Source organism: Streptomyces sp. NPDC059080 (assembly GCF_042739975.1).
Classification (GTDB): Bacteria; Actinomycetota; Actinomycetes; order Streptomycetales; family Streptomycetaceae; genus Streptomyces; species Streptomyces benahoarensis.
This window is the reverse complement of record NZ_JBHYGX010000003.1, coordinates 148,987-175,091: the sequence shown is the minus strand read 5'-3', so window position 1 is coordinate 175,091 and position 26,105 is coordinate 148,987. Positions and strand designations below refer to the sequence as shown.

General features: G+C 73.1%; 18 protein-coding genes and 4 pseudogenes. 14 read left to right on the top strand and 8 right to left on the bottom strand.

The annotated features are described in order from the left end of the window. Positions 1-26: 26 nt before the first annotated feature. Positions 27-1,901, bottom strand: a complete 1,875-nt coding sequence (locus ACFWWQ_RS03225; RefSeq protein WP_384589207.1) for an ABC transporter ATP-binding protein — start codon at positions 1,899-1,901, stop codon at positions 27-29. 96 nt (positions 1,902-1,997) lie between these two features. Between ACFWWQ_RS03225 and ACFWWQ_RS03220 the strand changes: the two genes are divergently transcribed. Then, the gene (locus tag ACFWWQ_RS03220; protein WP_384589204.1) at positions 1,998-2,492 is read left to right on the top strand and encodes a MarR family winged helix-turn-helix transcriptional regulator; all 495 of its coding nucleotides are present in this window, start codon (positions 1,998-2,000) and stop codon (positions 2,490-2,492) included. A 29-nt stretch (positions 2,493-2,521) separates the two neighbouring features. Further along, positions 2,522-2,932, top strand: a pseudogene (locus ACFWWQ_RS03215) (FAD-binding oxidoreductase); the annotation flags it as partial. 72 nt (positions 2,933-3,004) lie between these two features. Here the strand turns inward: ACFWWQ_RS03215 and ACFWWQ_RS03210 are convergent. Continuing rightward, positions 3,005-4,411 carry an alpha-amylase family protein gene (locus ACFWWQ_RS03210; RefSeq protein ID WP_384589201.1) on the bottom strand — a complete coding sequence of 469 codons (1,407 nt, stop codon included), beginning with the start codon at positions 4,409-4,411 and terminating at the stop codon, positions 3,005-3,007. Positions 4,412-4,782: 371 nt separating this feature from the next. On the opposite strand from ACFWWQ_RS03210, the gene ACFWWQ_RS03205 reads away from it, so the two are divergent. After that, a complete protein-coding gene (locus ACFWWQ_RS03205) occupies positions 4,783-6,222 on the top strand; it encodes a Gfo/Idh/MocA family protein (protein WP_384589198.1) in 1,440 nt (479 codons plus the stop codon). 40 nt (positions 6,223-6,262) lie between these two features. Here the strand turns inward: ACFWWQ_RS03205 and ACFWWQ_RS03200 are convergent, their stop codons facing one another. Next, complete coding sequence (locus tag ACFWWQ_RS03200) at positions 6,263-7,021, bottom strand: L,D-transpeptidase family protein (protein ID WP_384589194.1); 759 nt, start codon at positions 7,019-7,021, stop codon at positions 6,263-6,265. A 432-nt stretch (positions 7,022-7,453) separates the two neighbouring features. On the opposite strand from ACFWWQ_RS03200, the gene ACFWWQ_RS03195 reads away from it, so the two are divergent. The 3 genes from ACFWWQ_RS03195 to ACFWWQ_RS03185 all read left to right on the top strand — a co-directional run bounded on the left by ACFWWQ_RS03195 (position 7,454) and on the right by ACFWWQ_RS03185 (position 11,349). After that, a complete protein-coding gene (locus ACFWWQ_RS03195) occupies positions 7,454-9,301 on the top strand; it encodes an ABC transporter transmembrane domain-containing protein (RefSeq protein ID WP_384589192.1) in 1,848 nt (615 codons plus the stop codon). Continuing rightward, positions 9,298-11,079, top strand: a complete 1,782-nt coding sequence (locus ACFWWQ_RS03190) for an ABC transporter ATP-binding protein (RefSeq protein ID WP_384589188.1) — start codon at positions 9,298-9,300, stop codon at positions 11,077-11,079. The genes ACFWWQ_RS03195 and ACFWWQ_RS03190 overlap by 4 nt, the downstream gene beginning before the upstream one ends. 87 nt (positions 11,080-11,166) lie before the next feature. Next, positions 11,167-11,349 (top strand): hypothetical protein, encoded by a 183-nt coding sequence (locus ACFWWQ_RS03185; protein ID WP_384589184.1) that lies wholly within the window; start codon positions 11,167-11,169, stop codon positions 11,347-11,349. Here the strand turns inward: ACFWWQ_RS03185 and ACFWWQ_RS03180 are convergent. Further along, complete coding sequence (locus ACFWWQ_RS03180; RefSeq protein ID WP_384589180.1) at positions 11,340-12,131, bottom strand: metal-dependent hydrolase; 792 nt, start codon at positions 12,129-12,131, stop codon at positions 11,340-11,342. The two genes, ACFWWQ_RS03185 and ACFWWQ_RS03180, sit on opposite strands and share 10 nt — an antisense overlap. Before the next feature lie 133 nt (positions 12,132-12,264). On the opposite strand from ACFWWQ_RS03180, the gene ACFWWQ_RS03175 reads away from it, so the two are divergent. Then, positions 12,265-14,778 carry a DEAD/DEAH box helicase gene (locus ACFWWQ_RS03175; protein WP_384589177.1) on the top strand — a complete coding sequence of 838 codons (2,514 nt, stop codon included), beginning with the start codon at positions 12,265-12,267 and terminating at the stop codon, positions 14,776-14,778. 37 nt (positions 14,779-14,815) lie between these two features. Continuing rightward, complete coding sequence (locus tag ACFWWQ_RS03170; protein WP_384589174.1) at positions 14,816-15,676, top strand: acyl-CoA thioesterase; 861 nt, start codon at positions 14,816-14,818, stop codon at positions 15,674-15,676. Here ACFWWQ_RS03170 and ACFWWQ_RS03165 read toward each other — a convergent pair. Both ACFWWQ_RS03165 and ACFWWQ_RS03160 read right to left on the bottom strand, forming a co-directional pair. After that, positions 15,613-16,548 (bottom strand): DUF6397 family protein, encoded by a 936-nt coding sequence (locus tag ACFWWQ_RS03165; RefSeq protein ID WP_384589171.1) that lies wholly within the window; start codon positions 16,546-16,548, stop codon positions 15,613-15,615. The genes ACFWWQ_RS03170 and ACFWWQ_RS03165 overlap by 64 nt on opposite strands. 67 nt (positions 16,549-16,615) lie before the next feature. Further along, on the bottom strand, positions 16,616-17,035 hold the full coding sequence (locus tag ACFWWQ_RS03160; RefSeq protein WP_345087803.1) for a roadblock/LC7 domain-containing protein: 420 nt from the start codon (positions 17,033-17,035) through the stop codon (positions 16,616-16,618). A 155-nt stretch (positions 17,036-17,190) separates the two neighbouring features. On the opposite strand from ACFWWQ_RS03160, the gene ACFWWQ_RS03155 reads away from it, so the two are divergent. After that, on the top strand, positions 17,191-17,619 hold the full coding sequence (locus ACFWWQ_RS03155; protein WP_384589522.1) for a PPOX class F420-dependent oxidoreductase: 429 nt from the start codon (positions 17,191-17,193) through the stop codon (positions 17,617-17,619). A 168-nt stretch (positions 17,620-17,787) separates the two neighbouring features. Beyond that, positions 17,788-18,399, top strand: coding sequence for a class I SAM-dependent methyltransferase (locus ACFWWQ_RS03150; RefSeq protein ID WP_384589167.1), 612 nt, complete (start codon positions 17,788-17,790; stop codon positions 18,397-18,399). 36 nt (positions 18,400-18,435) lie between these two features. Here the strand turns inward: ACFWWQ_RS03150 and ACFWWQ_RS03145 are convergent. Next, a pseudogene (locus ACFWWQ_RS03145) lies at positions 18,436-18,674 on the bottom strand (DUF2236 domain-containing protein); the annotation flags it as partial. A 237-nt stretch (positions 18,675-18,911) separates the two neighbouring features. Between ACFWWQ_RS03145 and ACFWWQ_RS03140 the strand changes: the two are divergent. Beyond that, a pseudogene (locus ACFWWQ_RS03140) lies at positions 18,912-19,203 on the top strand (hypothetical protein); the annotation flags it as partial. A gap of 929 nt (positions 19,204-20,132) precedes the next feature. On the opposite strand, the gene ACFWWQ_RS03135 reads toward ACFWWQ_RS03140, so the two are convergent. Continuing rightward, positions 20,133-20,315 (bottom strand): hypothetical protein, encoded by a 183-nt coding sequence (locus tag ACFWWQ_RS03135; protein ID WP_143940830.1) that lies wholly within the window; start codon positions 20,313-20,315, stop codon positions 20,133-20,135. A 147-nt stretch (positions 20,316-20,462) separates the two neighbouring features. Between ACFWWQ_RS03135 and ACFWWQ_RS03130 the strand changes: the two genes are divergently transcribed. The 3 genes and pseudogenes from ACFWWQ_RS03130 to ACFWWQ_RS03120 all read left to right on the top strand — a co-directional run. Next, a complete protein-coding gene (locus tag ACFWWQ_RS03130) occupies positions 20,463-23,741 on the top strand; it encodes an SNF2-related protein (RefSeq protein WP_384589163.1) in 3,279 nt (1,092 codons plus the stop codon). 83 nt (positions 23,742-23,824) lie between these two features. Then, positions 23,825-25,180: an SWF or SNF family helicase gene (locus tag ACFWWQ_RS03125; protein ID WP_384589519.1), complete on the top strand. Its 1,356-nt coding sequence runs from the start codon at positions 23,825-23,827 to the stop codon at positions 25,178-25,180. Positions 25,181-25,357: 177 nt separating this feature from the next. Continuing rightward, a pseudogene (locus tag ACFWWQ_RS03120) lies at positions 25,358-26,020 on the top strand (LysR substrate-binding domain-containing protein); the annotation flags it as partial. Positions 26,021-26,105: the final 85 nt, after the last annotated feature.

Here is a 26,105-nt window from a genome sequence, read left to right as displayed (position 1 = left end):
TTGAACCGGCCGCCGCGCGCCCGGCCCTACCCGCGAGTCACTTCCTGTGGCACCGGGAGCTCACCACCGGTGGTGAGGCATGGATCACCCGGGCCGTCGGCGGGTGCGCGGTGGGCGTCGCGGCGCAGCAGCGCGGCGTAGCGGCCGTCGGCGGCGAGGAGTTCGGCGTGGGTGCCGCTTTCGGCGATCCGGCCGCGGTCGAGGACGACGATCTGGTCGGCGTCGCGGACGGTGGAGAGCCGGTGGGCGATGGTGACCGTGGTGCGGCCCGCGCTGAGCGCGTCGATGGCCTGCTGCACGGCGTGCTCGGTACGGGTGTCGAGCGCGCTGGTCGCCTCGTCGAGGACGAGGACCGGCGGATCACGCAGGATGGTGCGGGCCAGCGCCAGGCGCTGCTTCTCGCCGCCGGAGAAGCGGTAGCCGCGCTCGCCGACGAGGGTGTCGTAGCCCTCGGGCAGGGCGGCGATGTGGTCGTGGATCTGGGCGGCGCGCGCGGCGCGTTCGATCTCCTCGTCGCTCGCGTCGGGCTTGGCGAACCGCAGGTTCTCGGCGACCGAGGCGTGGAAGAGGTACGTCTCCTGGGAGACGACGCCGACCGCGCGGGCGAGGGTGTCGAAGCCGAGGTCGCGGACGTCGGTGCCGTCGAGGGTGACCCGGCCCGCGCTCACGTCGTACAGCCGTGGGACGAGGTAGCTCAGGGTGCTCTTGCCGCTGCCGGTGGCGCCGACGACGGCGAGGCTGCTGCCCGCCGGGACGGTCAGGTCGATGCCGCTCAGGGTGGGTGCGGCGGCGGTGTCGTAGGCGAAGGAGACGTTGTCGAAGCGGAGGTCGCCGCGGGGCTCGGCGAGGTGGACGGGGCGCTCCGGTTCGGCCAGCGGGACCGGCAGGTCGAGGTATTCGAAGATCCGCTGGAAGAGCGCGAGGGAGGTCTGCATCTGCACGCCGGTGGAGAGCAGCGAGACCGTGGGGCGCAGCAGGCCCTGCTGGAGGGTGACGAAGGCGACGAGGGTGCCGAGCGAGAAGGCGGGTCCGCCGAACTGCAGGACGAGTCCGGCCGCCCAGTAGACGAGCGCGGGCATGGCGGCCATGACGATGCCGATGGTGGCCATCCGCCAGCGTCCGGCCATGCTGGCGCGGACCTCCAGGCCGACCAGGCGCTCGGACTCGTCGGCGAAGCCGCGGGTCAGGGAGTCGGCGCGGCCCATGGTGCGGCCCAGGAGGATGCCGCTGACCGAGAGGGATTCGGTGACCATGGCGGACATCGCGGCCATCTGCTTCTGGCGCTGCGAGGTGATCCGCTTGCGTTCGTTGCCGACCCGGCGGCTGATCCAGACGAAGAGCGGGAGCAGCAGCAGCGAGACGCAGGTCAGCCGCCAGTCGAGGGCGAGCATCGCGACGACGGTGGCGGTGACCGAGGTGAGGTTGGAGACCAGCGAGGTGGCGGTGGAGGTGACCGTGGCCTGCATGCCGCCGATGTCGTTGGCGATCCGTGACTGCACCTCGCCGGTGCGGGTGCGGGTGAAGAACGCCAGCGGCATCCGCTGGAGCTTGGCGTAGACGGCGGTGCGCAGATCGTGCATGACGCGCTGGCCGACGGTGGTGGACAGCAGGGTCTGCAGGACGCCGAAGACGCTGGTGGTCACGGCGGTGAGGATCAGGCCGAGGGCGAGCAGGGTGAGCAGGCCGGTGCGGCGTTCCGGTATCGCCACGTCGAGGATCTCGCGCAGCAGGAACGGTCCGGCCACGGAGACCAGCGAGGAGGCGGCGACCAGCAGGCCGACGGTGGCCAGCCGGGCGCGGTAGGGGCGGAAGAGGGCGAGGATCCGCCGGAGGGGGACCGGCTGGTCCGGGGCGTCCGGGTCCTTGGGCGGCGGGGTCCACTCGGGTTCGTCGCGGCGCATGGGCTCCTTCGGAAGGTCGGGTTCGGTGGATTTTCACGGAGCCTAGCTCATTGTTACCTAAGCTCACAATGGACACCGTCCTGATAGCCTCTGAGCATGCCCTCTCCCGACCCGACGCCCGAGCCGGAAACGGCCCCGGCGACCGAGCCCGCGCCCGGTGGCGCGAACGTCGCCGAGCAGTTGGTCCGGCTGACCCGCCGGATGCAGCGCGCCCAGAAGCGCCGCATGGCGCAGCTCGATCTCGCCTTCACCCCCGCCCAGTCGCGGCTGCTGCGGGTGGTGGCCCATTACGGCGACGCCCCGCCCCGGATGGCCGACCTCGCCGCGCGCCTGGAGGTGGTGCCCCGCGCGGTGACCACACTGGTCGACGCCCTGGAGGCGCAGGGCGCGGTGCGCCGGGTCCCCGATCCCGCCAACCGCCGGGTGGTCCGGGTCGAGCTGACCGACACGGGGCGCGCCACGCTCGACGCGCTGCGCAGCGCGCGCCGCAGCGCCGCGGAGGACATCCTGGCCCCGCTGAGCGCGCAGCAGCGCGACACGCTCGGCGGGCTGCTGGCCACCCTGGTCGACCGGGAGGGCCCGCACCCCTAGCCTTCTGAGTCAGGAATTCTGTTCAGATCCCGTCGCTGCCGGAGGCGGTGGTGACGCTGGCACGGCGGGCCGGTACGCCGGTGTGGATCCCGCCGGACGTCACCGGTACGTGCTGCGCCACGATCTGGCATTCCAAGGGCTACGACCGGGGCACTGTGGTGATGGCCCACCGCATCGTCGAGGCGGCCTGGGGCTGGACGGCGGGCGGGCGGCTGCCGCTGGTCGTCGACGCGTCGTCCTGCACGCTCCGTATCACCCGCGAGGTGGTGCCGTATCTGACGCCCGCCCACCGCGCGCTGCACGCGGAGCTGACCGTCGTCGACTCGGTGGTGTGGGCCGCCCGCGAGCTACTGCCGCGCCTGGAGGTCCACCGACGTGCCGGCTCCGCAGTGCTCCACCCCACCTGCTCCCTGCAACACCTCGGCGACGAGGCGGAGCTGGAGCGGGCGACGCGGCCGGACGACGGCTGAGGCGGGGTGCGCGCCCCCCGGCGGGCGCGCACCCGGCGCGGGTCACTCCTCGGCGCCGATGTGCAGCGCCACCGCGCTCCGCGCCGGCACCGTCAGCTGCGCCGTGCCGTCGTCGCCGACGGTGACGGTGTTACCCGCGCAGTCACCGGGCGCCGCCTTGACCACGTTGCAGTACGTGCCCGCGGGCAGGGCGGTGGTGAAGGTGCGGGAGACGTCGCCGTCGCCGTCGTTGAGGGCCACGAAGCCGGAATCGCCGCGGCTGAAGGAGATCGCGTCGCCGCCGTTGTCCCACCAGTTGGCGAGTTCGGCCGAGCCGACGGTGTTGCGGAAGCCGACCATCCCGGTGACGGCGGTGGCGGCGTGCTCGTTCGTCCAGCCGTCGGCGCCGGAGGGCGGGCCCGCGTCCTTGTCGTCCCAGGTGTAGCCGGAGTAGACGTTGGGCGCCCCGTAGGGCGAGGCGAGCAGGAAGACGTTGGCGAGGGTGTAGCGGTCGCCGTCCTTGTAGGTGAGCGTGGAGCCGTTGCGCTCGGTGTCCCAGTTGTCGACGAAGGTGCGGACCTTGTCGCCGGGGAGCTTGCCGTCACCGACGGACTTCAGCTGCGCGATGGCGCCGGCCTGGAAGGCGCTCTTGAGGTGAGTGCCGTAGCGGAACTCGTCGACGTCCCCGATGCCGGTGTACTCCTCGGGTGTGACGGCTTCGCCGTCACCGGCGATGACCTCGCTGACCCAGTAGCCGGGGTCCTGGCTCATCTTGCCCTTGATGGCGGCGATGTCGTCGGCGGCCATGTGTGTGGCGGCGTCGATCCGGAAGCCGTCGGCGCCGAGTTGGCGCAGGTCGTCGAGGTAACCGGCGATCGTGCCGCGGACCGCGTCGCTGCCGGTGTCGAGGTCGGCGAGGCCCACCAGTTCACAGTTCTGTACGTCGTCGCGGTTGCCGTAGTCGGAGATGTCCTTGCGGCAGCCGTGGAAGTCCTGGTCCTGGTAGACGCCCGGGTAGTCGTACTTGGTGTACTGCGAGCCGCCGGTGCCGGAGCCGGAGCCCGCGGACATGTGGTTGATGACGGCGTCCGCGACGACCTTGACCCCGGCCGCGTGGCACGCCTTGGCCATCGCCGCGAAGGCGTCACGGTCACCGAGCCGCCCGGCGATCTTGTAGCTGACGGGCTGATAGGAGGTCCACCACTGGTCGCCCTGGAGGTGTTCGGAGGTGGGTGACACCTCGACGTAGCCGTAGCCCGCCGGGCCGAGTTGGTGGGTGCACGCCTTGGCGACCTCGGCGAACGGGCGCTCGAAGAGGGTGGCGGTGACCGTCTTCTCCCCGGCCGGGGCGGCGGTCGCGCGCTCTCCGCCCGGGGTGGCCTGGGACGGCCAGGGCACGAACGCGGCGAGACCGGCGGCGGCCAGCACTCCGGCCAGCGTCCCGCCCAGCACTCGGGAACGTTGCTGCATTTTGTGGCTCCTTCGACGAACGGGCGCGGACGTACCGCGCCCGGGAACAAGCAGCCACGCGCCAGGCCGCCGTGGGGGGATTCCGCGTCGGAGCCTGCCGTCCTTCCGTGAACACGTCAAGGCTCGTCGTAAGTTTTTTCAGGCATTTACGCAAGAAATTGCGGGGCGGGTGGGGTGCGTGAGGTGCGCAGCCGGGCGCGCTCGCTCCTCCCCGGAGCGGACTCCGTGAAGCCCTCCCGGGGCGGCCGACGAGAAGTCCAAGTGCCCGAACGCTCCGTCCAACCGGCCCTCTTGTGCCGTGGGCCGCCCAACCGCCATGGTCCTGGGCGAGGTTCACGCAGGCACCCGCCATCCGCTCTCCTGGAGGACCGATGAACGAGGCCCATTCGCCGAACCAGGCATCCCCGTCCGACGAGCCCGGCCCCAGCCGCCGTTCGGTCCTGTGGACCGCAGGCGCCGCGGGCGCCGGTCTCGGCCTCGGCGGGCTCACGGCGGGCCACGCCGCGGCCGCCTCCCCCACGCGCGGCCCGGCCTCCGCTCCCGGCGCGGCGGCTCCGGCGGCCCAGGGAAAGACCATGATCGGGGTGCCGTTCAAGCCACGCGGCACCGTACGCGTCGGCATCATCGGTCTGGGCAACCGCGGCGGCAGCATGATCGACCTCTTTCTGGCGGCCCCCGGCGTCCGCGTCGTCGCGCTGTGCGACCCGGTGAAGGAGAAGACGGCCGTCGCGGCGAAGAAGGTCACCGACGCCGGACAGCCGGCGCCCGCCGTCTACGCCAACGGCGAGGAGGACTTCGTCCATCTCTGCGCCCGCGGCGACATCGACTTCGTCTACGCGGCGACCCCGTGGGACCGGCACTTCGACATGGCCGCGACCGCGCTGCGCCACGGCAAGCACGTCGGCGTGGAGTGCCCGCTCGCCCTCCGCCTCGACCAGCTGTGGGAGCTGGTCGACCTCTCCGAACGCACCCGCAGACACTGCTTCCAGATGGAGAACTGCTGTTACGGCAGGAATGAGATGCGGGTGCTGCGCATGGCACACGCCGGGCTCTTCGGCGATCTGCTGCACGGCGCCGGTGCCTACAACCACGATCTGCGCGGCCTGATGTTCGACCCGGAGTACTACGAGGGACCCTGGCGCCGCCTGTGGCACACCCGGCTCCGCGGCGACCTCTACCCCAACCACGGCTTCGGGCCCGTAGCCAACTACATGGACGTCAACCGCGGCGACCGCGCGGTGCGCATCGCCAGCTTCGGCACGCCCGCGCTGGGCCTGGCCGCCTACCGCAAGGAGCACATGCCGCCCGGCGACCCGAGCTGGAAGGAGTCGTACATCGAGAGCGACCGGACGATCAGCCTCGTCCAGACCGCCAAGGGCCGCGTCATCCGCCTCGAACACGACGTCTCCACACCACACCCCTACAGCCGGATCAACAGCCTCGGCGGCACCAAGGGCGTCTTCGAGGACTACCCGGAGCGCATCTACCTTGAGCCCGACCAGAGCAACGACGAGTGGGGCGACTTCGGGACGTACGCGGAGTGGGACCACTGGCTGTGGAAGGAGCACGCCAACCCGCCGGGCGGCCACGGCGGCATGGACTACATGCTGGTTTTCCGCCTGATGCAGTGCATGCGGCTCGGCCTCGTACCGGACTTCGACGTGTACGACGCGGCGACCTGGACCGCGCCCGTCCCGCTGAGCGACGCCTCCATCAAGGCCGGCGGCGCACCCCAGGAAATCCCGGACTTCACCCGCGGCCACTGGAAGAAGGCCCGTGCGGGCATGGACTCGGAGAGGCCCGCGGAGTAGCAGCCGACGGCGGGCCCGGGCCGCGGCGCCCGGGCCCGGGTCACCCCGTGAGGTGGGCCCGGTCCCCCATCACCACGACCGGACGGCGGGCCGGATCGAGGGCGCGCAGCAGACCGGCCATGCCCTCCTTGGCGATGCTGACGCAGCCCGAGGTACCGCTGCCGTGGTCGAGATGCAGCCAGATCCCGCCACCCTTCGACTGCCCCTCGGGCCGCTCCGGGTCCAGCGGCGACCGGCCCTGGACGCGGTTGTAGTTCACGGCGACGACGTAGTCGAAGTCGTGCCGGGTGTTCTTCGACCAGTACGCGGGCGGGGTGAACGCCGCCGTGTGCGTGTACGGCAGCCGGGCCCCGGGGTCGGCGAGCACCCCGCCCGCGTCGGTCAGCGTGAACACCCCGACGGGGCTGCGCTTGTCGCCCTCACGATGGTCCGTCGTCCAGCCGTGCCGCCCGTTGTGCGCCGCCCAACTCCCCTTCTTCTCCCACCCCTTGGGGCCCTTGTCGTAGAGGACGAGCGTGGCGTCCGGGGAGTCGGCGCCACGGCCGTAGACGGCGACGACCTGACGTGAGGCGGCGGGTATCCGGGCGCGCAGCGCCGGTCCGATGCCGGGGACGTGGGTGAGCGGGGTGGCGCGGGCGCTGTCCTCGCTCCCGCCCGCGCCGTGTCCGCCGTGGGCCCGGCCACCGGCGTGGTCGTCGCCCTGCCCGCCGCTCTGCCCGGTGGAGCCGCAGCCCACCAGCAGCACCAGCCCCGCCGCGGCCGACGCCACGGCCCGAATCGCACCACCCGCATGTCGCATGGCCCCATGCTCCCACCCCCCACCGACAATGCCTCAGCCGCCGTCCGGCCGCGTGCCGGTCACGGACCGTCGCCCGGCCCGGAGCTGTCCGGGATGGCCCGCGCCGCGGAAAACCGTTTGAAATCAACCGGTCACCGCGCCAGCCTGCCTGAACGTGTCCGCGACGCCGCGTCATCCGCCCTGCCCGGCGGGGCCGCGGCATCCGGTGCGCGCACTCGCACGGTGACGGCCCGGCGCCGGGCCCCGGCGGCGAGGGCGAGCGCCGGGCACCACGGGCGCACCGCACCCGCGTACCCCCGGACCTTTTCCGCCCCCGACGCCGACCGCCACGGGCCCGCAGACCGCGCCCGCCGCACCACCCCACCAGGGCCACATCCGGCCCGCCGCCCCGTGCGTCGCACCCGGCGCCCGACCCCAACGCCTCTGGACACCATGCAGATTCGCGACCTTCCCCATACCGACCCCGGCGAACCCGACGTCCGCAGCGGCGGCTCACTCCTCCTCTGGCTCCACCGCACCCAACTGGGCGGCCAGATCAAGGCCCTCTTCTGGGGGCTGGTGCACACCGGTGCGCAGGCCACGTTCCCGGTGCCCGTCGGCCTCGCCGTCCAGGCGGTCGTCGACCGGTCCGGCTCCCGACTGGCCCTCGCCGGCGGGCTGCTGGCCGTCCTGGGCGCGCTCGTCGCGCTCGGCGACACGATGCTGCACCGCGCGTCCGTGACCAACTGGATCACCGCGGTCGCCCGGATGCAGCAACTCCTCGCCCGCAAGGCCACCGATATGGGCTCCGCGCTCACCCGCCGCGTCGCCTCCGGTGAGATCACCGCCGTCGGCACCGGCGACCTGGAGAAAATCGGCTGGCTCGTCGAGGGCGTCTCCCGGTTCGGTGCCGCGGCCGTCACCTCGGTCGGCGTCTGCGTCGCCCTGATGCTCTACCAACCGGCCCTCGGCCTCGTCGTCGCCGCAGGCGCCCCCGTCCTGGCGCTGGCCGTGCTGCCGCTCCTGCCGCACGCGACCCGACGCGCCGACGCACAGCGCGAGAAGGCCGGACGCGCCACCGAACTCGCCTCCGACACCGTCGCCGGGCTGCGTGTGCTGCGCGGCATCGGCGGCGAGGACCTCTTCCTCGACCGCTACCGCACCGCCTCCCAGGAACAGCGCCGCGCCGCGATCCGCAGCGCCCGTATGTGGTCGCTGATCTCCGCCGTCCAGGTCGCCCTGCCGGGGCTGCTGCTCGTCGCGGTGGTCTGGTACGGCGTCCACCTCGCCCTCCAGGGCCGGATCGCGGTCGGCGAGCTGGTCACCGTCTACAGCGCGGTCACCTTCCTCCTCTTCCCGCTGCGCCACTTCGAGGAGACGGCCATGGCGTACTCCTTCGCCCGCCCCTCGGCCGACCGCGCCGCCCGGGTGCTGGCCCTGACCCGCCCCACCGGCGGACGCATCACCCCGGACGGCCCGCTCACCGGCGATCTGCACGACCCGGTGACCGGACTGACCGCCGCCACGGGCCGGTTGACCGCCGTGGTCTGCGGCGACCCGGACGCCGCCGGACGGCTCGCCGACCGCCTCGGCGGCCACGCACCGGACGCCGAACCACCGGCCGACGAGCCCGGCGCCACTCCCCCGGACTCGCCGTCGGTCCTCCTCGGCGGCATCCCGCTCGACGACGTCCCCCGCGATACGGCGCGCGCCGCCGTCCTCGTCCAGGACAAGGACCCGACGCTCCTCTCCGGCACCCTCGGCGAACTCCTCGACATCCCCGCCTCGGGCCGTGTCGACGCCGCCGACGCGCTCGCCGCGGCCCAGTGCGGCGATGTGCTGGCCGCGCTGGCACAGGCGTCGGATGACGCGTCCGGCGACCCGGGCACGGCCCGTATCACCGAACGCGGCCGGTCCCTCTCCGGTGGCCAGCGCCAGCGCCTGGCCCTCGCCCGGTCCCTGGTGGCCGACCCCGAGGTCCTCGTCCTCGACGAGCCGACCAGCGCCGTCGACGCACATACCGAGGCGCGGATCGCCGACGGGCTGCGGGCGCTGCGCACCGGCCGCACCACCGTCGTCCTCACCTCCAGCCCGCTGCTGCTCGACCGGGCGGACCAGGTGGTCTTCCTACGCGACGGCGTACTCGCCGCCGCCGCCCCGCACCGCGAGCTGCTCCGCACCTGCCCGGCGTACCGCTCCGTCGTCACCCGCGACGCCGCACCGTCCGCCCTCCCCGGCGACGACCGTCTGCGGCCCGCGGACACCGCCGCCCGTACCGCCCCGATCGAGGAGACCGCATGATCGGCCTGGCCCCGCCGAAGCACGATCCGGACACCCCGCAGACCGCCACCACCCTGCCGGTCGGCTCCCCGGCGACGGTGCGGTCCTACGTGGCCGGGCTGCTGCGGCGGCACCGCCGCGCGTTCGCGCTGCTCATCGGCGTGAACGTCGCGGCGGTCTGCGCGTCGATGACCGGCCCCTACCTCCTCGGCGGGCTCGCCGAGGACCTCTCCCGCGGCACCACCTCCCTCCCGCTGGGCGCCACCGTCGCGCTCTTCCTCGCCGCGCTGCTGGTGCAGACGGTCTTCGTCCGCATCGTGCGGCTGCGCGGGGCCGTGCTCGGCGAGGAGATGCTGGCGGATCTGCGGGAGGACTTCCTCGTACGGTCGGTGGCGCTGCCGCCGGGCGTCCTGGAGAAGGCGGGCACCGGCGATCTGCTGTCCCGGATCACCACGGACATCGACCGGCTCTCCGAGGCCATGCGGGAAGCCGTGCCGCAGCTCGCCATCGGGGTGGTCTGGATCGCCCTGCTGCTGGGCGGGCTGGTGGTCACCGCGCCGCCGCTCGCCGTATCCGTCGTCATCGCGCTCCCGCTGCTGATCGTCGGCTGCCGCTGGTACTACGCCCGTGCGCCACGCGCCTACCGTTCCGAGGCCGCCGGGTACGCCGCGGTGGCCGCGGCCCTCACCGAGACCGTCGACGCGGGCCGCACCGTCGAGGCACACCGCCTGGGCCGACGGCGGGTGGCCTTCTCCGAACAGCGGGTGCGCGAGTGGGCCCGCTGGGAGCGGTACACGCTTTATCTGCGTTCGGTGTTCTTCCCCGTCATCAATGTGACGTATGTGCTGCTCCACGGCACGGTGCTGATCCTCGGCGGCGTCTTCGTCCTGCAGGGCCGGATCACGCCCGGGCAGCTGACGACCGGTGCGCTGCTGGCGCAGATGATGACCGAGCCGGTCGGCATGGTGCTGCGCTGGTACGACGAACTGCAGGTGGCCCAGGTGTCCATCGCCCGGCTCGTCGGCGTACGGGAGATCGAGCCGGACGCCGCCGACGCGGCGCTCGCCCCCGACGGGCGGGACGTCCACGCCGACGGGGTGCGCTTCGGCTACCGGCCGGGCGTGGACGTGCTGCACGAGGTGTCGCTGCGGGTGCGGCCCGGCAGCAGGCTCGCGCTGGTGGGTCCGTCCGGGGCCGGGAAGTCGACGCTCGGCCGACTGCTGGCGGGGATCTACGGGCCCCGGACCGGCTCGGTGACGCTGGGCGGCGCGGAGCTGTCCGCCATGCCCGCCGAGCGGGTCCGCTCCCATGTGGCGCTGGTCAACCAGGAGCACCATGTCTTCGTGGGCTCGCTCCGCGACAATCTGCGGCTGGCCCGCGCCGGGGCCGCCGAGGACGAACTGTGGGCGTCGCTGACCGCGGTCGACGCCGACGGCTGGGCGCGGGCGCTGCCGGAAGCGCTGGACACCGAGGTCGGCTCCGGCGGCCACGCGCTGACCCCGGCGCAGGCGCAGCAGATCGCGCTGGCCCGGCTGGTGCTGGCCGATCCGCACACGCTCGTCCTCGACGAGGCGACGTCGCTGCTCGATCCGCGCGCGGCCCGCAGCCTGGAGCGGTCGCTGGGCCAGGTGCTGGACGGCCGCACGGTCGTGGCCATCGCCCACCGACTGCACACCGCCCACGACGCGGATCTCATCGCGGTGGTCGAGGGCGGCCGGATCAGCGAACTGGGCAGCCACCAGGAACTGGTGGCCGCCGACGGCGCGTACGCGGCACTGTGGCGTTCCTGGCACGGCTGAGGTGCGGGGCGGACCGGCGGCCACCCTGCCGGTCCGCCTGTCAGAGTCGCCGCCGGTCCGCCTGTCGGGCACGGCGGCTGCGCGGCGGTGTCGAACCGGGCGATCCGGTGCGCGGAAACCGCCGGGGTCACCTCCGGCGCCTCGGCACCGGAACTCCTCGTCGATCAGGCCCTGGGCCGGCCGGTCGAGCGCGGCCTCACGGCCCGGGAGACCGTCGTCGCGGCCGAGGAACCGCGCCGCCTGTACGGGACGGCGGCCGGTCAGACGTAACCGAGTGCTCCCAAGGCGCCGATGCCACCAAGGAGCAGGAACGCGGGCATGAGGATCTTCAGCTCCACCCAGCTTCCGGCGCGGAACCGCATGGCCTGCGGCGGGCCGACCGGGAACCAGCGCTTGCGGCCTATCGGGATGGGCCACAGGACCGGGCAGCCCGACACCGTCAGGGCGTCGCCGATGTCGTGTACCAGCGCGCCCAGGACGATCGGCAGGCCCAGCCAGAGGTACTCCTGGCCGGGTTCGGTGAACAGCCACCCGGCGCCGTTGCCCGGCTGGTCGAGGATGTCCGCCAGGATCCACGCCATGGTGGCGCCCAGGAGCCACACCAGGATGTCGCTGGAGACCCGGGCTGCGCGCCACAGCAGCCCCTCGATGGCCAGCACCATGTGGACGAAGAGGATGCCCAGCACCGCCCACCGGCCGCCCCGGACGGCCAGGAGCGACATGCCACCGCCGACGAGGACCGCCCAGAGCCAGGTGTGGGTGAGCGTGCGGTGCCCGCCGGAACGGTTCGAGTCGCCGCGCATCTTCGTCGCCTTGTACACGGCGTGCGAGAGCGTGTCGACCACGTCGCAGACCATCCGCGACAGCGGCCCGAAGGCGCGCGAGATGGTGGCGGACTTGTGGTCCAGGTCGGGGGCGAGCGCCGCCCCGGCGCAGATCAGGGCACCGCAGACGAGCACGGGCCAGGGCATCTGATACCCGGCGGCTCCGGCCGCCGCCCCCACCCCCAGCCAGGCCGCGGCCCCGGACAGCGAATGCGCCGGTCCCATCATGGTCGTTCCCCACCCCTTGAATTCCGGTGTCCGGTCTCTGTGACGCCTGGTCGGTGACACAGGGTAGCGTCAGATGATCTCCATATGAGCGGCCGGTTCCCGGATACGGGTCGGGGCCAGGCAGTATGGGGACGTGACCCTCATCGATCATTTGCCGAAAGTCGCCGACCCCGATGCCCTCTTCGAAGCCTTTTCGAGCTGGGCCGAGCAGCAGGGCATCGCGCTCTACCCTGCCCAGGAGGAGGCGCTGATCGAAGTGGTCTCGGGTGCGAACCTCATCCTGTCGACCCCGACCGGCTCCGGTAAGAGCCTGGTGGCGGCCGGCGCCCACTTCACCGCACTCGCCCACGACCAGGTCACCTTCTACACCGCGCCGATCAAAGCGCTGGTGTCGGAGAAGTTCTTCGATCTGTGCAAGCTGTTCGGCACCGAGAACGTCGGCATGCTCACGGGCGACGCGTCCGTGAACGCGGACGCCCCGGTGATCTGCTGCACCGCCGAGGTGCTCGCCTCCATCGCCCTGCGGGACGGCAAGAACGCCGACATCGGCCAGGTCGTGATGGATGAGTTCCACTTCTACGCGGAGCCGGACCGCGGCTGGGCCTGGCAGATTCCGCTGCTGGAGCTGCCGCAGGCGCAGTTCATCCTGATGTCCGCGACGCTCGGCGACATGTCGCGGTTCGAGGAGGACCTGACGCGGCGCACCGGCAAGCCGACGTCGGTGGTCCGGTCGGCGACCCGGCCCGTTCCGCTGTCGTACGAGTACCGGGCGACTCCGATGACGGAGACGCTGACCGAGTTGCTGGAGACCCACCAGTCGCCGGTCTACATCGTCCACTTCACCCAGGCGGCCGCCGTGGAACGGGCGCAGGCGCTGATGAGCATCAACATGTGCACGCGCGCCGAGAAGGACGAGATCGCGAAGCTCATCGGGAACTTCCGGTTCACCACGAAGTTCGGGCGGAACCTGTCGCGTTACGTCCGGCACGGCATCGGCGTGCACCACGCAGGGATGCTGCCCAAGTACCGGCGGCTCGTCGAGAAGCTGGCACAGGCCGGTCTGCTGAAGGTGATCTGCGGGACCGACACCCTCGGCGTGGGCGTCAACGTCCCCATCCGTACGGTGCTGTTCACGGCGCTGACCAAGTACGACGGCACCCGGGTACGGACGCTGCGGGCCCGGGAGTTCCACCAGATCGCGGGGCGGGCCGGCCGGGCCGGATTCGACACCGCGGGCTTCGTCGTGGCACAGGCTCCCGATCACGTCGTCGAGAACGAGAAGGCGCTGGCGAAGGCGGGCGACGATCCGAAGAAGCGCCGCAAGGTCGTGCGGAAGAAGGCCCCCGAGGGGTTCGTCAACTGGGGTGAGAACACCTTCGAGAAGCTGATCGCCTCCGACCCCGAGCCGCTGACCTCGCGGTTCCGCGTGACGCACACGATGCTGCTGTCCGTGATCGCCCGGCCGGGCAACGCGTTCGAGGCGATGCGCCGCCTGCTGGAGGACAACCACGAGCCGCGCCGCAATCAGCTGCGGCACATCCGGCGGGCCATCGCGATCTACCGATCGCTGCTGGACGGCGGCATCGTCGAGCAGCTGGACAAGCCGGACGCGGAGGGCCGCATCGTCCGGCTGACCGTCGACCTCCAGCAGGACTTCGCGCTGAACCAGCCGCTGTCGACGTTCGCACTCGCGGCGTTCGACCTGCTGGACCCGGAGTCGCCGTCGTACGCGCTGGACATGGTGTCGGTCGTGGAGTCCACGCTGGATGATCCGCGGCAGATCCTCGCGGCCCAGCAGAACAAGGCGCGCGGCGAGGCGGTCGCCCAGATGAAGGCCGACGGCGTCGAGTACGAGGACCGCATGGAGCGGCTCATGGACGTCGAGTACCCCAAGCCGCTGGCGGACCTCCTCTTCCACGCGTACGGGTTGTACCGCCACAGCCATCCTTGGGTCGGCGACCATCCGCTCGCGCCGAAGTCGGTCATCCGCGACATGTACGAACGCGCCATGACCTTCACGGAGTTCACCTCGTTCTACGAGCTGGCGCGTACCGAGGGCATCGTGCTGCGGTACCTGGCGAGCGCGTACAAGGCGCTGGACCACACCGTCCCCGACGACCTCAAGTCCGAGGACTTCGAGGACCTCATCGCCTGGCTGGGCGAGATGGTGCGTCAGGTCGACTCCAGTCTGCTGGACGAGTGGGAGCAGCTGGCCAATCCGGAGACGGAGACGGCGGAGGAGGCCGCGGAGCGCGCCGATCAGGTCCGGCCGGTCACGTCGAACGCGCGGGCGTTCCGGGTGCTGGTCCGCAACGCGATGTTCCGTCGGGTGGAGCTCGCGGCGCTGGACAAGGTCGAGGAGCTGGGCGATCTGGACGCGGACTCCGGCTGGGACGTCGATGCCTGGGGCGACGCGATGGACGCCTACTGGGACGAGTACGAGGAGCTGGGCACCGGCCCGGACGCGCGCGGCCCGAAGCTGCTGCGGATCGAGGAGGACGCGGAGCACGGTCTGTGGCGGGTGCGGCAGACCTTCGCCGACCCGAACGGTGATCACGACTGGGGCATCTCCGCCGAGGTCGATCTGGCCGCCTCCGACGAGGAGGGGCGCGCGGTGGTGCGTGTCACGGAGGTGGGACAACTGTGAGCGGGACGCGGCGGGCCGCGGCTGAGGGCCACCGGCCATGACGAATCCGGCGGAGAAGCTGGTGGATCTGCTCGACCTGGAGCAGATCGAGGTGAACATCTTCCGGGGCCGCAGCCCGCAGGAGTCCCTCCAGCGGGTCTTCGGCGGGCAGGTCGCGGGGCAGGCGTTGGTGGCGGCCGGGCGGACCACGGAGGGCGACCGGCCGGTCCACTCCCTCCATGCGTACTTTCTGCGCCCGGGCCGCCCCGGGGTGCCGATCGTGTACCAGGTCGAGCGGGTGCGTGACGGACGTTCCTTCACCACGCGCCGGGTCGTCGCCATCCAGCAGGGGCGCACGATCTTCAATCTGACCGCCTCCTTTCACAAGCCGGAACCCGGCTTCACCCATCAGTTGCCGCTCCGTCAGGTGCCCGGACCGGAGGACCTGCCGACGATCGCGGAGGAGGCCCGCGCGCATCTGGGCGCGGTGCCCGAGGCCCTGGAGCGCATGTCCCGGCGGCAGCCGTTCGACATCCGGTACGTCGACCGGTTGCGGTGGACGCCGGAAGAGGTCGAGGGGGCCGAGCCACGCAGCGCGGTGTGGATGCGCGCGGTCGGGCCGCTCGGCGATGATCCGCTGGTGCACACCTGCGCCCTGACCTACGCCAGCGACATGACGCTGCTGGACGCGGTCCGCCTCCCCGTCGAGCCGCTGTGGGGGCCACGCGGTTTCGACATGGCCTCCCTCGACCACGCCATGTGGTTCCACCGGCCGTTCCGCGCCGACGAGTGGTTCTTGTACGACCAGGAGTCCCCCATCTCGACGGGCGGCCGGGGCCTGGCCCGCGGCTCGATCTACGACCGGGAGGGCAGGCTGCTGGTCTCCGTCGTCCAGGAGGGCCTGTTCCGCCCGGTGTGAGGGTCGGACGGTCCGCGTCGGCCGGGCCCGGTCGGCGCCGCGGACCGTCGTCGGCGGGGCATCCTGGACAGCCCGTGGGTGACGCTCCGCGTGCGGTCCGGTGCTTCGTCGCGGGCCTGTTCGACGGCGCGGTTGAGGTTGACGCGGTACCACAGCACCTCGTCGAACGCCTCGGCGATCAGGACGCTCTCATAGGATTCGCGGGCGGCCGCGGTGGCCGTGATCACGGAGGCGAAGTGGGGCTTGAGGCCGCGGAGCACAGCCCGCTCCGCCGGGTCCTGGACGACGGAGGCGAACTCCTCCGGGGGTAGCACCGCGGCGATGACGGCGGCCGCTTCCCAGGCGTCGGCCGCTTGGCCCATGAGCTGGGCGACGCGTCGGCCACGCCACTGGCGGGCGCGCCAGTCCTGTCCCTCGTCCAGCATCGTCCGCATGGCCGCCGGGGTGTTGGCGTGCAGCAGGTCGGGCGCGCGGTCGGCGAAGGCAGCGACCTCCGAGGCGAGGTAGAGCCAGACGAGGGCGCCGTAGCGGTTGACGTAGAACCTGACAGGGCTGAAGCAACCCGATTTGGTCAGGCGCAGGAAGCGGCCGGGGCCGATGCCCATCAGGGTGGCGGCTTCCGTGGTTCCGACGGTGCGGATCCGCTCCCGGAAGGCGTCCGGGTAGTCCGGCTCGGACCGCAGCCGGGCGATTTCTCCGGCAGGGACGCGGCGCCGGTGGTGCGCCGCGCCGGGCCGCGGTGCGTTCCCCGCCGGGACCGTGTGCACCGCGCCGAGCTGGACGGCCAGCTCCAACTCCCCCGTTCGCAGCTCCAGTTCGCGGGCCGCCTGGCCCATCGTGAGTGTCTGCTGTCCGTCGTGCATGACTGTCATGGCAATTCCCCCGCAGTCCGGTCGGTCACTGACAGTTATGACCATAGCGGGGGTGTGTGACAGTCGGTCAACCCTGCTCTCGGGCCTGTGGATAACTCTGCGGTTTGCGTGCCGCGACGCCGAGATGCTCACCGACGCGGTTGACGAGCAGCGTCATCTCGTAGGCGATCTGCCCCATGTCGGCGTTGTGGCCCGCCAGTACGCACAGGCAGCTGCCGTCACCCGCGGCGGTCACGAAGAGGACCACATCGTCGAATTCGACCATCGTCTGCCGCACCCGACCGGCGCGAAAGTGGTGCCCGGAGCCCTTCGCGAGGCTGTGCAGGCCCGAGGCGACCGCGGCCAAGTGTTCCGCGTCCTGTCGTGCGAGACCCTGGCTCACGCCGGTGACCAGGCCGTCGTTGGAGAGAACCAGCGCGTGCCGCACCTTCTCCACACGTTGCGTCAGATCGTCCAGCAGCCAGTCGAGCCCGCTGGTCAGTGCCATGCCGCTTCCTCCCCGTGTCCCCGTCCCCACCCCTGGTGCGGACGGCAGCCGGTACAAGACTGCTGTGCCAGCGTGGCCCACCTCCGGCGTCTCGGCAAGCGGCCCTGCGGCGTGCCCTGCGCGGCATGATCGCTGCGGATGGGGAGTATGTGCACATGGCACGAAAAATGGCGAAAGAAGAGTGGCTGAAGTTCCTCTCCGAGGGAATCCGCACCGGCAAATTGTCGACCGTCCGGGACTACGGCCTCCCCCATGTGGCTCCGGTCTGGTTCGTCGTGGACGGCGATGAGCTGGTGTTCAACACGGGCAAGGAGACCGTCAAGGGCCGCAATCTGCTGCGGGACGGCAAGGTGGCGCTGTGCGTGGACGACGAGCGGCCGCCGTTCGCGTTCGTGGTCGTCCAGGGCACCGCCGAGATCGGTGAGGACGTGGCGGACGTGCGGCACTGGGCCACCCGTATCGCGGCGCGCTACATGGGCGAGGAGCGGGCCGAGGAGTTCGGCGCGCGCAATGGAGTCCCCGGCGAACTGGTGGTCCGGGTCCACGTCGACAAGGTGGTCGCCATGGCCGATCTCGCGGCGTGACCCCGGGGCGGCGCGGCGTCCCGTGGCGGACCGCGCCGCCCCGGGGAGCGCCGCTCGCGGCACACTGGGGCCACGAGTACCGGCACGGTGGCGGCCCGCCCGTCCGCCACGCCCCGCCCCGGAGCCGCCCTCCCGGGCTGGACACCGTCTCGCCCCCGGAGGAGCCCGATGGCCGACGGAGACACCCAACACCCGCAGGACGTAAGGGCGTTCTTCGGCCCGCGCGCGGCCCACTGGGACGTCCGCTTCCCGGGCGACGACCCGGCCTACGCCGCCGGGGTTGCCGCACTGGACCTACGGCCCGGGGAACGGGCCCTGGACGCGGGCTGCGGCACGGGCCGGGCGCTGCCCGCGCTCCGGGCAGCGGTGGGGGCGCGCGGACTCGTCCTGGGCGCCGACCTCACCCCGGAGATGCTGGACGCCGCCGTACGGGCCGGGAGGGACGCGTCGGCGTTCCTGCTACTGGCGGACGCGTCCCGCCTCCCCGTCGGCGACGCGGCGCTCGACGCCGTCTTCTCCGCGGGGCTGCTCTCTCACGTTCCGGACCCCGGGGACAGCCTCGCCGAATGGGCCAGGGCGGTCCGCCCCGGGGGACGGCTGGCGCTGTTCCACCCGGTGGGCCGGGCCGCGCTCGCCGCCCGTAAGGGACGGCCGCTCACCCCGCACGACCTGCGGGCGGAGCCGAATCTGCGGCCCCTGCTGGCCGGTGCGGGCTGGGAGTTGGTGCGGTACGCCGACGAGGACGACCGCTACCTGGCACTCGCCGTGCGCCGGGTCTGAGCGCTCAGGCGGGCTCCCCGGTACCGGTCGTGGGACCGGCTCCCCCTGGGGTCGTCGACGGATCCGGGCCCTCCGGGCGCGGCGCCCCGGGAAGGTGCCCAGGTCGGCGACGCGGAAGCCGTTGGGATAGCCCTTGATCTCGGGGTTCTGCCGGGCGTAGTGCGGGGTCCGGCGCGGCGGCATCAGCCGCACCGCGCGGGCGCGCAGCCGCAGGGCGGTGCGCACCACCGTACGGGCGGCCGGACGGGCGGCCTGTACCGGAAGGCGGCAATCAGCCGTCTGTTCGGTGGGAAGGGCTTCGACCTTAGGTGCCGGGGGCGCGTCCTGTAGGTGCGCCGGGAAGCATGGCCGGAAGACATCGTGGCGCGTTCCGGCCCTCGGACGACGGGCGGCGGAGGGCGCCCGCGGCTGGCGGCAAGGCCGTACCGAGCCATTTAAGGTGCGCCGACGATGACGGACGGTCCGGATGGGGTGGCGCGCGTGTCGACGAGCCAGGCGCTGGCGACGACCAGTTGTTCGCTGACGGCGGTGTTGTTGACGCCCGCGCAGTTCCCGAGCGTGCTGGGCGACGACTACCCGGAGGTGTGCGCGGGACTCGGCCTCGAACCGTACGCCGAGGGGTACGGGCTGGTCCTCGGGCAGGACGGCCGGGGCGCCCGGTGGACCGTGGCCACCGAGGACGTGTCGCTGGTGGCGTGCGCCGTCGCCGCGTGGGACTGCGGCATGGAGTACGGCCTCTCCCCCGGGGAGGACGGCGTCGTCACCGCGCTGCCCGGCTGGCCACTGGTGCTGGCCGTGAGGGCGGGCCGGGCGTCGCCGCGTGCGTCGACGTCGATTGTCAGACCCTCGTGATGGACTTGTCCTGCATCGGTCGACGAAGCTCACGGGGAGGCATTGATGCAGGTGATGAGTGGTGCGCGCATCCAGATGACGGTGGCGGGACAGGGCCACGCACGGACCGTTGACACGACGGAGCGGACGGACGGCACGGCGGCCGCCGGAGCGTTCGCAGGGGCGGCATTCGAGGGGGCGGCGACAGCCCGGGGGAAGGGGCACGGCTGCGGCTCGGGGGCGTCCTGCGGCGGGGTGTTTCGGGGCGGCCACACCACCGGGGCCCGCAGGCGCCCTTCGGACAACCACCGGCCGGTGGCGCCGCGCCCCGTGTACCGGGGCCCTGACACCGGCACGGAGGCCGTACGACGAGGGTGAGCGCGAGCTGAACGGCACGACGTGCCGACCGGCGTGACACGGACAGGAGAGGAGGTCGAGCGCCGTCCGACCCGGGGCGCTTACCCGGGCCGGGCGGCCTGCCGGGAGCGGGGGCCCGCATGGAGCGCCAAGAGCAGGGGTGGCAGTTCTGACCATGGCGGGCCTGGGTTGCGTCGGGTGCCCGGGCGGAGGGCGGGTTCGCGGCGATCAGTGCGTGCGTAAGGTGGCGGGTCGGCCGGTACCGGGCCCGTAGAGGCGCGAGCCTGCGAGTGAGCTCCACGGAGGTGAGGGACTCCTGCGCCGGACGGACACCGGTGATCCGACGGCCGAACTTCCGGCATCACGAACAGCCTCAGGCATCGCAACGCCTCCAGGCATCGCAAGCAGCTTCCGGCATCACGAGCGGCCCCAGGCATCGCAAGCAGCTCCGGCATCGCGAGCAACTGCGGGTACGCCCAAGCCGCCCCCGTCGCCGGACAGCATTCGCTCCCTGGCGGCGGAAGGCAGCCCGGCCCCCGACCGCCTCAGCGGCCCAGCTGCTTGCGGCTCACGTGCCGCAGGCGGCGGCGCTGGGAGGGGTCCAGCGTCAGATAGGCGACGGCCGGTACACCAACCATCACCAGGAGGGCCGCCCAGAGCGGCAGCAGCCACAGCAGGACCACTCCCACCGCGACGCCACCCACTGCGACCTTCGCCCGTGTGGACATGGATTCACTCCCCTTCCGCGGCACGTACCGCGCTCTGTCACTCCTTGAACGCCGTGCGGGCTCCGCAGGTTCCATGAACAGCTTGCGCGTCCTGTACCCTCGGGCGCCACATCGGGCAGTAGTCAAACTTGAGGAGTCCGTTCCGCCGTGACCCACCTCCCGCTGTCACCCTCCGCCCCTCAGCCGAGCCTGTCGGCCGCCCTCACCGGCTGCGCGGCCACCTTCCTGCCCTCGGATCCGCCGCGTGGCGGGCGGGTCGCCTTCTGGCGCCCGGACGGCGCGCCCCTGGGTCCCGCCGTGGACGCCTTGAGCGCCCTGACCACCACGCCACCCGATGCCGATCGCCCCGGTGGGCCCGCCGATGCCCACCTCGCCCCCGCACCGGGCCGGGACGGACAGCTCCCGGCGCCCACCGGCAGCGTGACGGTCGCGCTCACCCAGGAACACGACCGTCCGTCCGGGGGCGCGGAAACCGGTGACGCGCGCCCCTGGGACGACGGCATCGTGCTGCGCGAGGTACCGGCCGTCCTCCTTCCCGTCGCAGAGGCGCTGCCGCTGCTGACGCGCGCCCGGAGCGGCGGCGATGCAGACCCCTCCGTCGCCCTCTGGGGCACGGCCGCGGTGGTCGCGCTGCAACTCGTCGCCCGGGGGCGGCTGTTGCCCGGCCTGAGTCCCCAGGGATACGACGCCTGGCGGCTGGGCCCGTTCGACGCGGCGGACGGGGAGCGGGTGCGTGCCCTGGCCGCCGCCATGCCGCCGTACGCGCGCGCCGCGCCCCTTCCCGCCCTGGGCGGCCAGGCCCCGGACGGCCCCGTCCTGCTGCCCGAACCGGAGCGGCATCTGCGGGCCTTCCTCGACGCGGTGGCCGACGGGCTGCCCCGTTCCCCCGCCGCCGGCCTCGTCACCAACGCCCCGGCCTTCGCTGCAACCGCCCCGCAGCACATCCCGGAGCAGCACGCCTGGGCGGCGGACATCGCCGCCGGGCACGACGCGGGCGTACTGCTCTCACTGCGGATGGAGGTCCGTGGGCCGGGCGGCCTGCCCGCGGCCTCCGGGGAGGGCGGCCCCGCTCCTCTCGCCGCCCCGGGGAGCCTCACCTTCGCGGCCGTCCTCCAGGTGCACAGCGTGACGGATCCGGGCGTGGTGACGGATGCGGCAGAGGTATGGGCGGGGGGCTCGGCCGCCGGGGAGGCGTTCGGCGCGCGGGCCCGGATGGACACACTGGTCACGCTGCGCCGGGCGGCCGCCGTGTGGGCTCCGCTCGCCCCGCTGCTCTCGGCGGCCGTACCGGACACGCTGGAACTCGACGACGAGGAGGTCGTGGCCCTGCTGGGCCCGGCGGGGCGGTCGCTGGCCGCTGCCGGGGTGCAGGTGCACTGGCCGAAGGAGCTGGCCACCGGCCTGACCAGCCACGCGGTGGTGAAGTACGCCGCACCCGGGGGCGGCTCAGGACCGGCGCATGCCGAAGATGGTGCCGCCCCTGGGGAGGAGCTCCGTTCCCAGGGGGACGGCGGTGCGGCGTGGGGCGGGCGGCCCGGTGGCCCGGCGGCGTTGTTGTCGGCTGGTGCGCTGCTCTCGTTCAGCTGGCGGTTCTCGGTGGGCGGCCAGGCCCTCGACCGGGCGGAGCTGGACCGGCTCGCCGAGGCGGGCCGGCCGCTGGTGCGGTTGCGGGACCGGTGGGTGCTGGTCGACACGGAGGCGCTACGGGCCGCCCGGGGGCGCGCGGACCGTACGCTCACGCCCCTGGACGCGTTGGGCGCCGCGCTGACCGGCAGCGCCGAGACCGACGACGGCGACCGGGTCGCGGTCGAGGTGGCGGGCCCGCTGGCCGCGCTGCGGGACCGGCTCGCCGATCCCGAACACCCAGGCCGTGCGCCCGTGGAGCAGCCCGCGGCGCTCGCCGCCACCCTCCGCGACTACCAGCTGCGCGGACTGGGGTGGCTGCACCAGATGACCTCGCTCGGCCTGGGCTGCTGCCTCGCCGACGACATGGGCCTGGGCAAGACGATCACGCTCATCGCGCTGCATCTGCACCGCGCGGCCAACCGGGAGACCGCGGGTCCCACGCTCGTCGTGTGCCCCACCTCCCTGTTGGGCAACTGGCAGCGGGAGATCGAGAAGTTCGCCCCGGGGACCGCGGTCCGCCGCTACCACGGTGCGCGGCGCAGCCTGGTGGAGATCGCGCCGGACGAGTTCGTCCTCACCACGTACGGAACCCTGCGGATGGACGCCGCGCGGCTGGCGGAAGCGGGGTGGGGGCTGGTCGTCGCGGACGAGGCGCAGCATGTGAAGAACCCCGCGTCGGCGACCGCGCGGGCGCTGCGGTCGGTGCCCTCCGAGGCGCGGGTGGCGCTGACCGGTACACCCGTGGAGAACGACCTCTCCGAGCTGTGGGCCGTCCTCGACTGGACGACACCGGGGCTCCTCGGACCGCTCGGCCGGTTCCGTACGCGCTACGCCCAGGTCATCGAGGGCGGCTCCGCCTCCCCCGGGGCGGTGGCCGCGGCCGAGCGGCTGGCGCGGCTGGTGCGGCCGTTCCTGCTGCGCCGCCGTAAGTCGGACCCCGGTATCGCTCCCGAGCTGCCGCCGAAGACGGAGACCGACCGCGCGGTGACCCTCACCGCCGAACAGGCCGGACTGTACGAGGCGGTGGTGCGGGAAGGGCTCACGGAGATCGCCGGGACGGACGGCTTCGCGCGACGCGGGCTGGTGGTCAAGCTGCTCACCTCGCTCAAGCAGATCTGCAACCACCCGGCGCAGTACCTCAAGGAGCTGGACGGCGGCGGAGGGGCCTCCTCCGGGCGGCCGGAAGTACCGGTTCCCGCGCGGGAAACCGGGGCTCCTACGGGTGCGCCGGTTTCGGAGGGTTTGGGGAACTCGCCGCGTATCGCCGGGCGTTCGGGAAAAGTGGAACTGCTCGACGAACTGCTGGAGACCTTGCTGGCCGAGGAGGCGAGTGTGCTGGTGTTCACGCAATACGTACAGATGGCGCGCCTGCTGGAGCGGCATCTGACGGGGCGCGGCATTCCCGTGCAGCTGCTGCACGGTCAGACGCCGGTGGCGCGGCGGGAGGAGATGGTGCGGCGCTTCCAGGAGGGCGCGGTGCCGGTGTTCCTGCTGTCGTTGAAGGCGGCCGGCACCGGGCTGAACCTCACCCGTGCCTCCCATGTCGTGCACTTCGACCGTTGGTGGAATCCGGCGGTCGAGGCCCAGGCCACCGACCGTGCGTACCGCATCGGGCAGACCCAGCCGGTCCAGGTGCACCGCATGATCACGGAGGGCACGGTCGAGGACCGCATCGCCGACATGCTCGCCCGTAAGCAGCGGCTGGCCGACGCGGTGCTCGGCTCGGGCGACGCGGCGCTGACCGAGCTGACCGACGCCGAGCTGGCGGAGCTGGTCACCCTGCGGGGAGAGCACGGATGACGGGACGGCCGCGGTATCAGGGGAACGACGGACATGGCGTACGGGAAAGGGAGTGGGACGGGGTGACGGGGGCCGTGGAAGAGATGCGGGCGGAGTACGAGGATCCTGAGGCCGGGCGGGGGTCCGGCGGGCGCGAGGCGGTGCCGGAGCGGACCTTCGCGGCGCTGCCCGCGGTGCGCGGCGGGGCGTTCGCGCACACCTGGTGGGGCCGGGCCTGGCTGAAGGCGCTGGAGGACACCGCGCTCGACGGGCAGCAGGTCAAGCAGGGGCGGCGGCATGCCCGGGCCGGTGCCGTCGGAGCCGTGTCGGTGCGCCCGGGCCGGATCACGGCCATGGTGCAGGACCGCGATCACACCCGGCACCGCGCCGATGTCCTGCTGCAGCAGCTCGGCCCGCGGGAGTGGGACCGGCTGCTGGATGTGATGGCGGACCGCGCCGGGCACATCGCCGCCCTTCTGGACAGGGACATGCCGCCGGTGCTCGCCGAGGACGCGTCGGCCGTGGGCATCGAACTGCTGCCGGGCATCGGCGATCTGGAATCGGAGTGCAGTTGTGAGGAGTGGGACCACTGCGCGCACTCCGCCGCACTCTGCTACCAACTGGCCCGGCTGCTCGACGAGGACCCGTTCCTGCTGTTGCTGGTACGCGGTCGCGGGGAGCGGGAGTTGCTGGACGAACTGCAGACCCGGAGCGCGGCGCGGGCCACCGACGCCTCCGGGGAGCGGCCGTCGGCGGCCGTCGGCACCCCCGCGGCGCAGGCGTACGCGGCGCGGGAGGCGCTGCCGCCGCTGCCCGCCCTGCCGCCACCGGTGGAAGCCTGGGACGACCCGGCTCCCCTCGGGGGCGGCACCCCGCCCGAGCCAGGGGTGGAGGTCGCCGCATTGGAGCTGCTGCGGGCGGACACGGCGGCGCGGGCCCGGCAGTTGCTGGCCGGGGCCCTCGCCGACCGGCCCGGTCGGGCGCTGTCCCCGCTCACCCGCGCGCAGGACGCCGTGCGGCTGGCGGCCACCGGTCCGGGGCCCGCGGTGACGGCGCGTCTGGCGGCGGGCTCGGGGCGCGATGCGCGGGCCATGACGCTGGCGGTCCGGGCCTGGCGGCTGGGCGGGGTGGAGGCACTCGACGTCCTGGAGGAGGACCGGGTGCCGGATCCAGCCGATCTGGTGCGCGCCCGGGCGCAGCTGGCCGCCGCTTGGCCGCAGGACGCCGACCAGCCCGAGCTGCGGATGTCGCACGGCCGTTGGACGGTGCGGGGCGCCGACACGCAGGTGCGCCACGGGCGGGACGGACGCTGGTGGCCGTACCGCAAGGAGCAGGGCCGTTGGGCGCCCGTCGGCCCGGCGGTGGAGGATCCGGCGGCGGCGCTCGCCACCGCGATATCCGGTTCGGACGCCGCGAGCGCCCCGGATTCGCGGACGGGTGCGGGACCGGACGACAGATAGCGCCGGACGGTCCCCGGTGCGTCCGGGTGTCCGTCGGCCGATCCCCGTCGCCCTCCTGCGGGTGGGCGGCGGGGCGTGCTTCGCTGAACCGATCCCCTGCGCACCGATCCCGACCGTCCCGGTCCCCGTCGCACCGCAGCCCGCCGCCGGGCCGGTGCCCCGCAGCGAGGAGGAGTCATGACCGGTACCCCACCGGCGCCCGGCAGGGCCACCGTGCCGTATCACGAGGACCGGTCGCCGGGGAGCGGGACGCTGCCGCCCCGGCCCTGGTACGCCGGGTCGGACGCCGCACGGCTGTCGCTGAACGGCGTCTGGCGATTTCGGCTGTCGCCGACGGCCGCCGCCCGGGACACCGCGTTCGCCGACCTGGATTTCGACGACGCCCACTGGGCGGAGCTGCGGGTACCGGGCCACTGGGTGCTCCAGGGCACGGCGCGCCCGCGTACACCAACACCGCGTGGCGACGGGCGAGAGCGCGACCGTCGCCGTCCGGTGTTCGACCGTGCCGTCGGCGGAGCGCTGCCGCTCACCGCGCTGGAGGGGCTGCGGCTGATCGGTCTGCCGCGCGGCACCGGCCTGCGCGCGGTGCTCGAACGCGCCTGTACGCGGGCCGGGTTCCGGCCGGACATCGCCTTCGAGGCGGCGTCCCCGGGGCTGGTCACCCAGCTGGCCGCGCGGGGCCTCGGGGTGGCCGTGGTGCCCGCGCTGCCGGATCCGGTCGCGGCGGAGGCCGGGCTGTGGACCCGTGAGCTGACCGAGCCGCCGCTGCGTGGCCGGGTCGCGTTGGCCTGGCGGGCGGACGGCTCTCCGGGGCCGGCCGTCCGGATCCTGCTGGAGCAGCTGCACACCGCGCTGACCAGAGTCGCGCCGGATCCGTCGCGCTCACCGTCACCATCCGCCGCGCCCGGGCGGCGTGACGATCCGG